This is a genomic window from Paenibacillus forsythiae T98, assembly GCF_000520735.1.
Taxonomy (GTDB): Bacteria; Bacillota; Bacilli; order Paenibacillales; family Paenibacillaceae; genus Paenibacillus_AQ; species Paenibacillus_AQ forsythiae.
Genome location: NZ_ASSC01000030.1, coordinates 1 through 12,182, shown reverse-complemented (window position 1 = coordinate 12,182; position 12,182 = coordinate 1). Strand labels below are relative to the sequence as shown.

Genomic DNA, 12,182 nt, shown 5'->3' with positions numbered 1-12,182 from the left:
CACCGCTCATTGCCTTTCTCGACGATGACGCGCTGCCTGTCCGTTCATGGATATCGACGATTGTTAACACCATGGACAGCAGACCGGGCGTGATGGCGATGGGCGGAAAGGTTTCTCCTATTTTTGAAAGCGGCAGGCCCGGCTGGCTCATCAAGCCATTCGAGTTCCCCTACACGATCATGGATTTGGGCAGCCGGATCAGAGAATATCCGGGCAAGTTCCATCCCTGCGGGGCCAATATGGCGATGAGACGCGAGGTCTTCAATGTCAGCCTGTTTCCGCTGGAGCTTGGACGCAAAGGGGAATCACTCCTGTCCGGCGAGGAAACCTGGCTGTTCGGCAAGATACGAAAAGAAGGGCAATCCGTCCTCTATCATCCGCAAATGGCGGTGGACCACTTCGTCCCGGCCAGCCGTTTGACCGAGGACTGGATTATGAAGCGGTATTACAGCCAGGGGTTGTCCAATGCCCTTGGAAGCAGCGGCCAACTGGGCAGTCTGACCCTCTGGGGAAAGACGGCGGCCAAGGTTCTGTATATCGCCGCCGACTCTGTATTGGCCGCGATATCCGGAAGCGAGGGAAGAAAGCTGCTGAACAGATGCAGGCTGGAGAGTGTCCGCGGAACGCTTCATATGCTGCGGAATCGAAATCGGGAATCGGCGACGGGGTGAATGGATGATGACAAGCGGCCACCGGGCTTCCAAATTGTATGCTCTGCCGTACGGGATGTTGTTTCTCCTGTCGGCGCTGTTTCTGGGCACGGCAGTGATCTACGAGCCGGCTGTCGCGGTTGCCGCTGTCGGACTGCTCCTTCTGCTCGTCGTATCCCTGACCAGACCGGATTACATCAGTTATTTCGTCCTGCTGACGACGGCGATATCCATCAATTTTCTGTACGATGGCAGCCTGTTCGGCATGGAAATCCTGTCGCTGTACAAGCTGGCTATGCTGGCGCTGCTCGTACCCTGCATTCTGGTTAACGGACTGCGCTTCAAGCTCAGCTACCCGCTGTGGGCCTTGATGGCGATGGTGTTCATGACGTTCACCTTCTCGATCTGGCTGCCACAGATGACCTCATCCATTGCGGTCAAGGCGTTCATTGGACTTTCGCTGCCGTTCGTGTTTCTGCTGATCAACTGGAAGAAGGAAGTGGCGCAGCGGCATATCTACATGATCTGCCTTCTGCCGACGGTGAGCCTGCTGGTGGGAGCGGCGTTGCAGGCGGCCCATCTTCATCCCATGCTTAATGTGGAGTTTACAGGGGCGGTGCGGATTCAAGGGGCGAACATCCCGGCGCATCTGGCGATGCTGGCCTTTCTGGGAACGGTCATTCCGTTCATTGAACTGAGGCGGAATCCGGGCCATGAGCGCTTTTATTACAGCATGCTGGCCGTGAATTTCGTGACTTTGATCGGTACGGGAACGCGGGGGCCGCTGCTCGCGCTGCTTCCGGTGGCGCTGTACTACTTCTACGACATTTTCCGGCGCTATTTGAAAGGCAAGACCCGGTATCTGATTCCGCTGCTGTGCTCGGTTCTGGTGATCGCCGGCGCGGCGCTTACGCAGTGGGACAATATCAAAAAACGTTCGTTTGAAAGGCAGACGAGTGATGGAATCGACCTGTCGGGACGCACGGAGGCCTGGAATTACTTTCTGGACAAGGCGTCGGGCTCGCCGCTATCCGGAAGAGGGCTGGGGGCCGTTACAGTGGCGAACGACGGCACGCTGTATATCGGCTTCGTCGTTCCCCATAACGAATACATCCGGTTTTACTTCGACGGGGGGTATATCGGCTCGATCCTGCTGCTGCTGTCCTTGTTGGCTGTGTTTATTCTGGTTTACAGAGCTTTGGCGCCGCCGGTAAAGCCTTATTACCTGCTCTTGATAGCAGCGTTTCTGATCTATTCGTTTTCCGATAATACGCTGTCGACGGTCCAATTTATAATCCCGTTCTGTTGGTACCTGAACTGCCTGTATCGGGCTTCGCAGCCAACCGATTCCCCACAAAAAGAAGTGATACGATGAATCAAGTGAACATGTTCGATGTCAACTTTAACAATTACGATTTCATGGATCTGCTGGAGTATATCGATACGACGATCCGGGAAAGGAATCATTCCTACATTCTGACGTGCAATGTGGATCATGTGATCAAGCTGCGCAAGGACAAGGAGTTTCAGACCGTCTACTCCGAAGCCGGGGCTGTGGTCGCGGACGGGATGCCCCTCATATGGGCTTCCAAGATGCTGGGCAAGCCGCTCAAGCAGAAGGTGTCCGGCGCCGACCTCTTCAGCAGATTGGGACATGCGTTCCAGCAGCGGAAATACCGGCTGTTCTTTCTTGGCTCGGCTGAGGGCGTACCGGAGCGGGCGACGAAGAACCTCAAGGCGGCGTACCCGGATATTAACATTGTCGGCTGTTATTCTCCTTCCTACGGCTTCGAGAACAACAAGGAGGAGAACGAGCGGATCATCGGAATGCTGAATGAAACCCGGCCGGATATCGTGTTCGTCGGCGTAGGGGCCCCCAAGCAGGAAAAATGGATTTACCGCCATTATCTGTCCTACCGGGCGCCGATCTCCATCGGTGTCGGCGCAACCTTTGATTTTCTGTCCGGATCGGTCAAGCGGGCGCCGAATTTCATGCAAAAGAGCGGCCTGGAATGGTTCTGGCGGCTGAGCCAGGAGCCGGGAAGGCTGTGGAAGCGGTATTTGGTAGACGACACGCAGTTTCTGCTCCTTCTGCTGAAGGAAATGCGCAAACGGGATAAAGCGAACGGACAGAGCCTTGAATAGAGGCTTGTCCCCAAGGAACTGGAGGTGTATGAGACGATGGCAAGCCGTCATTCAGGCAGCAGTACCGGTCTTTCCTTTCCCGGTAATCTTCGCCCCTTGGCAACAGCGGGAATCTTTACCGCGGTCTGTACGGTTCTGCCGCTGATGATCGGGTATGTCAGCGCGAAGCTAAGCTCCTCAAGCAGCCTGCAGCTCGCCATGGTATCGGCCCTGCTGTTTCCGGCCCTGCTGCTGGCGCTTCTGAAGCCAAGGCTGCTCGTTCTCTACACCTTGCTTGTCTGGGCTGTGGCTCCCGAGCTGCGTCGCATTGCCGACTGGAGTGAAGGGGTCTACCACTCCGTATCGCTGCTCAGCCTGGCGCCCCTCCTTACGGGCGCTACGGTCGCCATTCCGGTGATGCGCGAGGTGCATGCCATCCGCCGTCCCTTCATGAGACTGCTGCTGCTGTTCGCGGTTCCGCTCGGCTACGCCACCTTGATCGGGCTTGCGAAGAACGGAATGGGTTCGTTCTACGATCTGACGAACTATCTTGTTCCGCTGCTGCTGCTGCCGTACTTCGCGGTGACGCCGTTTGCGGCCCGTGATATTGACAAGCTGCTCAGCGGCTACGCGAATATCGCGGTTCTGGTTGCCGGTTACGGCATCGTCCAATATTTGACGGTGCCCGCATGGGACGCCTTCTGGATGACGAACTCGGGGATGAATTCCATCGGCACTCCGCATCCGCTGGAGGTTCGGGTCTTCTCCACCCTGAATTCGCCGGGGCCCGCCGCTACCTTTCTCGTGTTTGCCCTGGTGCCGATGATTCTGGAGAAGAGATGGCGGGGCGCCCTCAGCTGGATCGGCGTCCTGCTGGTGGTGGTTTGTCTGCTGACCACGCTGGTCCGGGCGGCCTGGCTTCTCCTGCTGGTCATGCTGCTTGTGTACATCGCCTCCTCGTCATCCAAAGGCAAATGGAAGACGCTGATCCAGGTGCTGTTCGTAGCGCTCGCTCTGTTCTGGGTCGTACCGAAGCTTCCGGGTGCGGAAGGGCTGACGTCCCGGATGGAGACCCTTTCCTCCATCAAGGAGGACCGCTCGTATAATGACCGGTTGAATCTGCTGGGAAATATGATTCCCGCGATCAAATCGAATCCGGTGGGCCAGGGAATCGGCAGCGTGGGACAGAGCACGAAGCTCGGAAACGGCGGAGAGCTTGGAGAGTACGGCATTATGGACAACGGGTTCATTGCCCTGATGCTCACCTTCGGCGCTCCGGGCGGCCTGTTGTTCTTCTGCGCACTCGGCATGGCGGCCAAACAGATTATTGCGAAAGTCACGGGTTCCAGCCGGCTTCAGATGTATGGAAGGCTGGCCCTCGCGACATGGACCGGAGCGGTGGTGGGGCTTGTATCGGACAACGGATTCCTCGGACTCAAGGGTTATCTGATCTGGATGCTGATCGGCCTGGGCCTTGGGGCCAGAGAGGCCATGGACGGAAGGAAGAAAGAAGCGCCCCACGCCATGATGGGGACCGGGGCTGCCCCCCGCTAAGCGGCGGGGGGAGGAAGCCCGCTGTCGATGAAGACGACGATGAATTCCTATATGGATAGGACAAGATGGATTGCGAACGGTGAGAAAAAGGAGGAAACCAGCATGGATTCAATGACAATCGTGCTTGCCGGCCCGGGCCGCAGCCCGACTCCAGCGGTCAACACGTTCCGAAATGACATCATCCGGACAGACAGGGCGATGCCTCCCTGCCAACCGTTCGCAGGCGAGACCGCGGCCCATGATGAAAGCGGGGAATGTTCAGCGCAGACCGCAAAGAGCGAGGACTCCCCGGGTCATGTGCGAATTCATGGTCGGCTTCAGACTTTACGGGTTTTACGGGCTCTGCAAGCCACTCAGATGGAGAAGAAGCGGGTGAAAGGAGAGGAAGGCTATGTCCTATAATGACGGACTGAATATTATGTCGACCGGCTTAAGCTGGCCGACGGTGCAGCCCGGCGGGCTCAATACGTATTATAAATCCGTCTGCGAGCAGCTTTCTTCCCGCAACCGGGTGCATGCGCTGATCTGCAGCAAGGAGAAGCCGGAAACGTCCGAGGAACTGGTTATCCACAACGCCGGCGACCCGAAGGAATCGATCTGGAGGCGAAAGGACGCCTTTCAGAGAAAGGCGTCGGAGCTGATGAGGAGCGGGAAGGAAAGGATTGATATCCTGTACTCCCATTTTGCCCCCTACGGAGTCGGCCCCGCCCTGGAGGCGAAGAAACGCGGCATTCCGGTCGTAATGACCTTTCACGGTCCCTGGAACGAGGAGATGAAAATCGAAGGCCAGGGCATCAAGCATCAGGTCAAGACCGCAATCGCCAAGTCGATTGAGCGCAAAGCCTACCGGCTGGCCGATAAGTTCATCGTTCTCAGCGAGACCTTTCGCGATATTCTGCATTCACTGCATGGCATTCCGCTTGACAAGATCGTCGTCATTCCCGGCGCGGCCAACATCGACCGCTTCATCCCGGCCAACAACCGGCTCGCCGTTCGGCGCATGCTGAATCTGCCGGAGGGGGCAACCACGGTGCTGACGGTCCGCAGGCTGGTGAACCGGATGGGGCTGCTGCAACTGCTGGAGGCGTGGCGCACCGTATCGGAACGCTTCCCGAACTCCATTCTGCTAATCGGGGGGAAAGGCCCCTTGCGGGCGGAGCTGGAGGAACGCATCGCCGATTACGGGCTGGCGAGCAAGGTCAGGCTGCTCGGCTATATTCCCGACCATGAGCTGGCATCGTACTATCAGGCGGCTGATCTGTTCGTCGTTCCATCACAAGCTCTGGAGGGCTTTGGCCTGATTACGACCGAAGCGCTTGCGAGCGGGCTGCCGGTCATGGCAACGCCGATTGGCGGCAACCGGGAAATCCTGCAGAATTTCCGCCCGGAGCTGTTGTTCAAGAGCGCATCGGCTGCGGACATGGCCGAAGGGATCTCCCACATGCTGGGCAACCGAAGACTGCTTCCCAGCCGGGAGGAATGCAGGGAGCATGTGCTGGAAAGATACACCTGGGAGCATGTGGCGGATCAGGTGGAAGCGGTATTCAGAGAAGTGATGGGGAAGGGGGAGACGATCCATGCTCAGAGTGGCGTATATCGATCACACGGCTAGATGGAGCGGCGGCGAAGTGGCGCTGTTCAACATTCTTACCCATATCGGAGAGCAGGTTGATCCGCTCGTGATCCTGGCGGAAGAAGGGGCGCTGGCGGACCGCCTGCGCGAGAAAGGCATCGACGTCCGGATTATTCCATTGGACGAGAGCATCCGCAGCCGCGGGCGCAATACCGTCAATCTGGGCGCCCCGGCCGCCGCCGTGAAGCTGCTGGCTTATGGCCGGAAGCTTGCCCCGCTGCTGAAGAAGGAACGGGTAGCCTGCGTGCATACCAACTCTCTCAAGTCCGCGCTGTACGGAACGGTTGCCGCCAAGATGGCCGGCGTACCGCTCATTTGGCATATTCGCGACCATATTGGCGCGCCTTATCTGAAGCCGGTTGTCGCGAAAGCCATCCGGCTGCTCTCGCGTCTGCTTCCCAACGGCGTCATCGCCAACTCGAAGTCCACGCTGAGCGCGCTGGAGCTGCCCCGCTCCAAGAAGACGCTCGTCGTCTACTCCGCCTTCGCCAAAGCGATCGGCGGCACGGCCGGACGGAAAGAGCAGAAAGATTTCAACGTTCTGCTGGTAGGGCGTCTGGCCGAATGGAAGGGGCAGCATATTCTGCTGGAAGCGGCGAAGAAGCTGCGGGAGAACGGACGAATCAAGTTCTGGCTCGCGGGCGACGCTCTCTTCGGCGAAGACGAATACAAGAGGCAGCTCGTCTCGACGATCGAGCGGGAGGGGCTGACGAATGTAACCCTGCTGGGACATGTGGAGGACATTCAGGGACTCATGCAGCAGGCTGATTTGCTCGTGCACACCTCGATTACGCCGGAGCCGTTCGGCCAGGTGATCGTCGAGGGGATGGCGGCGGGACTGCCGGTGATTGCGTCCAACGAGGGAGGACCGGTGGAGATCGTTGTGCCGGGCGAGACCGGACTGCTCATTCAGCCGGGCGACCCGGAGATACTTACTGAAGCAATTAGCTGGATGGTGGATCATCCCCAGGAGAGGGAGAAGATGGCAGAAGCCGGAATCAAGCGGGTAAGGGAACATTTTGTAATCGAAAATACGGTTAAGGAGATTGTCGATTACTACAGAGGCTTGCTGGCGGGCGCCTGAAGGGGCCGGCGCAGAGCGGATATCCACTACGAAGCAAGCAGCCGCTTTTGACAAAAATTGCTCCATAAAATGTTGAGGATGATTCACATGAAAATTGCGATAGCGCATGATTACTTAATCCAGATGGGCGGGGCGGAGAGAGTGGTGGAGGTGTTCCATCACATGTATCCGGAAGCTCCAATCTTCACGACGGTTTTTAACGGAAGCCGCCTCACCGAGAATCTCAAGGACGCGGATATCCGGGCCTCCTGGCTGCAAAAAATTCCGGGAGTGAAGGCCAATTTTAAAGGGGTGCTGCCGCTTTATCCCATGGCTATTCGCGATCTGGACTTCCGCGGTTACGATATTGTCCTGAGCTCAAGCAGCGCGTTTATGAAGAGCATCCAGGTGCCCAAGCGTACGTTTCACCTTTGCTACTGTCATACCCCGATGAGATTTGCCTGGGATTATGACACGTACATGGAACGGCAGTCGAACTCGGGCCTCTTTAAAAGAGTGCTGAAGCTCTACATCCAGCAGCTTAAAATGTGGGATCAGCGGACTTCCAAAAATGTGAACCAGTTTGTGGCCAACTCTTCCGTCGTCAAGAGCCGCATTCAGAACTATTATCACCGGGACGCCGATGTCATCTTTCCGCCGATTAATACGTCGCGCTTTACCAGCTCAAGCTCGATTGGCGATTATTATCTGATCGTCTCAAGGCTTGTGTCTTACAAGCGGATCGATCTGGCGGTGGAAGCCTTCAACCGCAACGGGCTGAAGCTGATTATCGTCGGCGACGGTCCCGACCGGAAGCGGCTGGAGGGACTGGCCAGAAGCAATGTGAAGTTCCTCGGCCGTCTCGAAGACGAGGAGGTCACGGGTCTCATGGCCCGGTGCCGGGCTTATATTTTTCCCGGAGAAGAGGATTTCGGCATCACTCCGCTGGAGGCGAACGCGGCGGGCAGGCCGGTCATCGCCTACCAGGCGGGCGGGGCGCTGGACACGATAGTGCCTTATGTTAATGGAGTGTTCTTCAAGCGGCAGGAGGTAGACGATCTGCTCCGGGCGATTGCCGAGGTGGAATCGTATGCATGGGACGTCGGGGAAATTATGAAGCACGCGCAGAAATTCGATGAACAAACCTTCATGGTGCAGTTCAAGCAGTATGTCGAACAAGCCTATGTGAACTTTTTAAAAGGAGGATGATGATATGAATCTGGCGGTAATCGGCACCGGCTATGTCGGCCTCGTATCCGGCGTATGCTTTACACTTGGGGGTAACCGTGTCATTTGCGTGGACAAGGATGAGGACAAGATTGCCAAACTGAGACAGATGAAGTCGCCCATCTACGAGCCGGGAATCGAGACACTGATTGAGATGAACCTGAAAGAAGGGAGACTTCACTTCTCCTCCGATCTTCAGGAGTCGGTGCGCCGCTCGGATATCGTCATCCTCGCGGTAGGGACGCCTTCCCTCCCGAACGGCGAGGCGAACCTGCAGTACATCGAAAGCGCGGCGGCGGACATCGGCCGGGCGATGGAAGGCTACAAGATCATTATGACGAAATCGACCGTTCCCGTAGGAACTAACGAGAAGATTCGTCAGATCATCGCCGCGAACACCGGCTATCCGTTCGACATCGTATCCGCGCCGGAATTCTTAAGGGAAGGCTCGGCCATCCAGGATACGCTCCATCCCGACCGGATTATCATCGGTCTGGACAATCCGTCATTAGAGCCTGTCATGCGGGAGCTTCATCAAGGATTTACCGACAATATTGTCGTCACCGATATCCGCAGCGCGGAGATGATCAAATACGCGTCGAACGCTTTTCTGGCGACGAAGATCTCATTCATCAACGAGATTGCCAATATTTGCGAGAAGGTCGGCGCGGATGTGACCGAGGTGGCCGAAGGAATGGGCCTTGACCGGCGGATCGGCTCTTCCTTCCTCCAGGCCGGAATCGGATACGGCGGCTCCTGCTTCCCCAAAGATACGAAGGCGCTGATCCAGATCGCCGGTAACGTCGATTACGAATTCAAGCTGCTGAAGTCCGTGGTTGAGGTCAATCAGGGACAGCGGTTCATGATCCTCGCCAAGCTGCATGAATCGCTTGGAAGCTTGCAGGGCGCGAGTATCGGCATATGGGGGCTTGCCTTCAAGCCGAATACCGACGATGTCCGCGAATCACCGGCAAGGGAAATCGTAGAGGCGCTCGTAACGGAAGGCGCGCATGTGAAGGTCTACGATCCGATCGCGGCGGACAATTTCCGCAAGGAGTACAACCACCCGAACATTCAATGGTGCGCCGTGGCGGAGGAAGCGGCGTCCGGCAGCGACGCGCTCTGCCTGCTGACGGATTGGGGCGTGTTCAAGGATATCAATCTGCATATTCTGTCTGCGGGTATGCGCAAGCCGATCCTGATTGACGGCCGCAATGTCTACTCCAAGGAACAGATCGAAGGGACCGGGCTGGAATATTATTCGGTGGGACGCCCGCGAATGGGCGGACTCAGCGGCTATTCTCCGAGTGTGGCGGGGGCGGTATAACCGCTTCCTCCGGGACACGGCAGGGCTTTGGGTACAAGGCTTTCCGCAGCGCTCCTCAAGACTGCGTTATTGATATGGTGGAGATCTTCGATTAAGCAGCCGGTTGTTCACGGCCCTAGCATGACCATTTAAAGGGAGGGTACATTTATGAAATTGGTGCTTTTATCTGGCGGTTCGGGAAAACGGCTGTGGCCTCTGTCCAACGACTCCCGGTCGAAACAGTTTCTGAAGGTACTGGAAAGCCCGCTTGGCGAGCCTGAATCGATGGTCCAGCGGGTATGGCGGCAGCTGGGAGAAGCGGGACTCGCTGAATCGTCGTATCTTGCGACAGGGCGCGGGCAGGTGGAGATGATTCAGAGCCAGCTCGGCACGGACGTGAAGATTATTATCGAGCCCGAACGCCGGGATACCTTTCCGGCCATTGCGCTCACGGCGGTCTATCTGTATTCGGTAGAGGGCGTTCTGCCGGATGAGACGGTGGCGATTCTGCCGGTCGACCCTTATGTGGAGGGCTCCTTCTTCGGATCGGTATCGCAGCTTGAACAGGCGCTTGACGCCAGCGGCGCCAACCTGGCGCTGATCGGCGTCGTACCGGAGCTTCCTTCGGAGAAGTACGGCTACATTATCCCTTCGAGCGCTGAAGCCGGGGAGAATGGAGTGAAGCCGGTGAGCGGATTCCTTGAGAAGCCGGACCGTGCGCGTGCCGAAGAGCTGATTGGGCAAGGCGCTCTGTGGAACTGCGGGGTCTTCGCCTTCCGCCTCGGATATCTGCTTGATATTTTGCAGCAAAAAGGACTGCCTTTGACCTACGAGGAGCTGCAGAAGCAGTACAAGCTGCTCTCATCGATCAGCTTCGATTACGAGGTGGTTGAACGCGAGGACAAAATCGTGGTTCAGCCGTACGACGGATTCTGGAAGGATCTGGGCACCTGGAACACGCTGACCGAAGAGATGGCGAGCAATCAAATGGGCAGGGGCGTGCTGACCGAGGATTCCTCGACTAGCTGCCTCGTCAACGAGCTTGATATTCCGATCACGGTCATCGGCGCGGAGGATCTGATTATCGCCGCAAGTCCGGACGGCATTCTCGTCACCCGCAAATCGGAAAGTCCGCGCATCAAAGAGGTGCTGAAGGGCACCGAGCAAAGACCGATGTACGAGGAGCGCCGCTGGGGCCATTACCGGGTGATCGATTACGTCAAATACCGGGAAAGCAATGAAGTGCTGACCAAGCGGATTTTTATAGCCGAGGGGAAAAATATCAGCTACCAGTATCACCTCAAGCGCAGTGAAATCTGGACGTTCATCAGCGGGGAGGCGAGCATCATCCTTAATGAAAAGATGCACAAGGTCAAAGCGGGAGACGTTGTCCGCATACCGGAAGGAACGAAGCACAGCATTCTGGCCCTGACCGATGTGGAGTTCATCGAGGTGCAGACCGGATCGGAGCTGGTGGAAGAGGACAATATCCGCATTACGCTGGATTGGAAGGATATTGAGCTGCAGCAGTTCATTTCTTGAAAAAGCTGGGAATTACAGCCAAAACTAATTATTAACCGTTTTTCAGGGCAGAGAAACAGGTCTTCAGACCTATTTATTAAGGAAATGTGAAAATTGGGGTTCATGAATAATTGAATGACGTCGATATGTACGGTAGAAGGTTAAGCCTTCCAATACGACAAAGGCAAACCTATCGCGAGGTAGGGACGCAAAGCCATAGGGCCTCTTCATTTCAAGAGGCAGCCTGGTTACCGAAAGGAAGATGAATATTGAAAGCCCACCGTACGTATCGACTGTTCTTTATTATGCTCTCCCTCTGTCTGTTCCTTGCATCTGTCCTGCCCACGGGCGCAGGAAGCCTTTCCATTGCTTCGGCTGCTGCGGCTCCGGAGAGCCCGGTTAATCCCGATGCTTCTCCTGAAGCGGTTAAGCTGCTGAGCTACCTGTACTCCATTTCCGGCAACCGCATTATTACCGGCCAGCATGATTATCTTGAAAGTCCGGACGAGTTCAATAATAAGCTTCAAGTAACGAGCAGCAGATATGCGGCTCTCCATGGATACGAGCTTGGAGCGATTAACGGCCAGACGGACGGCGCTGTGACGTGGCTGCGGCAAAATGTCGTCAGCAGCGCCATCAAATGGCATAAAGCCGGCGGCATCGTCGCCATGACCTACCACGCGAACCTGCCCGGTACGACCTACAGCTGGGCGAATGTGCAGAAGTCGTTGTCCCAGGCCGATTTCGACAAGTATGTGACGCCCGGAACCACGGAGTACAACAACCTGATCACGGAACTCGACAAAGTGGCGGTATCGTTGAAAACATTGCGTGATGCCGGGGTACCCGTTCTGTGGCGTCCGTACCATGAAATGAACGGTGATTGGTTCTGGTGGGGCAAGAAGAAGAATTTTGCCGACCTGTGGGATATTATGTATGACCGTTTTGTCAATGTTCATAAACTGAATAATCTGCTGTGGGTATGGAGTCCGAACGCGCCGAACAGCTGGGCCGATCCTTACATCAAGACCTATCCTGGGGCGGATAAGGTAGACATTCTGGCGGCGGATATTTATAACAAGGATTTCAACCAGTATTATTATG

Annotated in this window: 11 protein-coding genes and 1 riboswitch; all 11 genes read left to right on the top strand. The window is 56.4% G+C overall.

All coding sequences use genetic code 11. The features are described from left to right. Positions 1-671, top strand: a 671-nt coding sequence (locus tag L692_RS0101350; protein WP_025696500.1) for a glycosyltransferase, incomplete at its 5' end; no start/stop codon positions are given. 4 nt (positions 672-675) lie between these two features. Beyond that, complete coding sequence (locus L692_RS0101345) at positions 676-2,025, top strand: O-antigen ligase family protein (RefSeq protein WP_232238719.1); 1,350 nt, start codon at positions 676-678, stop codon at positions 2,023-2,025. Next, complete coding sequence (locus L692_RS0101340; protein WP_025696496.1) at positions 2,022-2,795, top strand: WecB/TagA/CpsF family glycosyltransferase; 774 nt, start codon at positions 2,022-2,024, stop codon at positions 2,793-2,795. Before L692_RS0101345 ends, L692_RS0101340 begins: the two co-directional genes overlap by 4 nt. A 36-nt stretch (positions 2,796-2,831) precedes the next feature. After that, positions 2,832-4,328, top strand: coding sequence for an O-antigen ligase family protein (locus L692_RS0101335; protein ID WP_025696495.1), 1,497 nt, complete (start codon positions 2,832-2,834; stop codon positions 4,326-4,328). Between the two features lie 102 nt (positions 4,329-4,430). Beyond that, positions 4,431-4,730, top strand: coding sequence for a hypothetical protein (locus L692_RS0101330; protein WP_156940273.1), 300 nt, complete (start codon positions 4,431-4,433; stop codon positions 4,728-4,730). Beyond that, complete coding sequence (locus tag L692_RS0101325) at positions 4,720-5,940, top strand: glycosyltransferase family 4 protein (RefSeq protein WP_025696492.1); 1,221 nt, start codon at positions 4,720-4,722, stop codon at positions 5,938-5,940. Before L692_RS0101330 ends, L692_RS0101325 begins: the two co-directional genes overlap by 11 nt. After that, the gene (locus tag L692_RS0101320) at positions 5,906-7,045 is read left to right on the top strand and encodes a glycosyltransferase family 4 protein (protein WP_025696490.1); all 1,140 of its coding nucleotides are present in this window, start codon (positions 5,906-5,908) and stop codon (positions 7,043-7,045) included. Before L692_RS0101325 ends, L692_RS0101320 begins: the two co-directional genes overlap by 35 nt. A gap of 87 nt (positions 7,046-7,132) precedes the next feature. Beyond that, positions 7,133-8,233, top strand: a complete 1,101-nt coding sequence (locus tag L692_RS0101315; protein WP_025696488.1) for a glycosyltransferase — start codon at positions 7,133-7,135, stop codon at positions 8,231-8,233. A gap of 4 nt (positions 8,234-8,237) precedes the next feature. Further along, complete coding sequence (locus L692_RS0101310; RefSeq protein WP_025696487.1) at positions 8,238-9,578, top strand: UDP-glucose dehydrogenase family protein; 1,341 nt, start codon at positions 8,238-8,240, stop codon at positions 9,576-9,578. A gap of 147 nt (positions 9,579-9,725) precedes the next feature. Continuing rightward, positions 9,726-11,099 carry a sugar phosphate nucleotidyltransferase gene (locus L692_RS0101305; RefSeq protein ID WP_025696486.1) on the top strand — a complete coding sequence of 458 codons (1,374 nt, stop codon included), beginning with the start codon at positions 9,726-9,728 and terminating at the stop codon, positions 11,097-11,099. Between the two features lie 152 nt (positions 11,100-11,251). Beyond that, positions 11,252-11,334, top strand: a riboswitch (cyclic di-GMP riboswitch). 13 nt (positions 11,335-11,347) lie between these two features. Beyond that, positions 11,348-12,182: glycosyl hydrolase (locus L692_RS0101300; protein WP_025696484.1), on the top strand; the 835-nt coding region annotated here is incomplete at its 3' end.

What these genes read in the sequence shown, in the direction of transcription:
- L692_RS0101345 (WP_232238719.1), top strand. Translation starts at nt 676, where the DNA reads ATGATGACAAGCGGCCACCGGGCTTCCAAATTGTATGCTCTGCCGTAC.
- L692_RS0101340 (WP_025696496.1), top strand. Translation starts at nt 2,022, where the DNA reads ATGAATCAAGTGAACATGTTCGATGTCAACTTTAACAATTACGATTTC.
- L692_RS0101335 (WP_025696495.1), top strand. Translation starts at nt 2,832, where the DNA reads ATGGCAAGCCGTCATTCAGGCAGCAGTACCGGTCTTTCCTTTCCCGGT.
- L692_RS0101330 (WP_156940273.1), top strand. Translation starts at nt 4,431, where the DNA reads ATGGATTCAATGACAATCGTGCTTGCCGGCCCGGGCCGCAGCCCGACT.
- L692_RS0101325 (WP_025696492.1), top strand. Translation starts at nt 4,720, where the DNA reads ATGTCCTATAATGACGGACTGAATATTATGTCGACCGGCTTAAGCTGG.
- L692_RS0101320 (WP_025696490.1), top strand. Translation starts at nt 5,906, where the DNA reads ATGCTCAGAGTGGCGTATATCGATCACACGGCTAGATGGAGCGGCGGC.
- L692_RS0101315 (WP_025696488.1), top strand. Translation starts at nt 7,133, where the DNA reads ATGAAAATTGCGATAGCGCATGATTACTTAATCCAGATGGGCGGGGCG.
- L692_RS0101310 (WP_025696487.1), top strand. Translation starts at nt 8,238, where the DNA reads ATGAATCTGGCGGTAATCGGCACCGGCTATGTCGGCCTCGTATCCGGC.
- L692_RS0101305 (WP_025696486.1), top strand. Translation starts at nt 9,726, where the DNA reads ATGAAATTGGTGCTTTTATCTGGCGGTTCGGGAAAACGGCTGTGGCCT.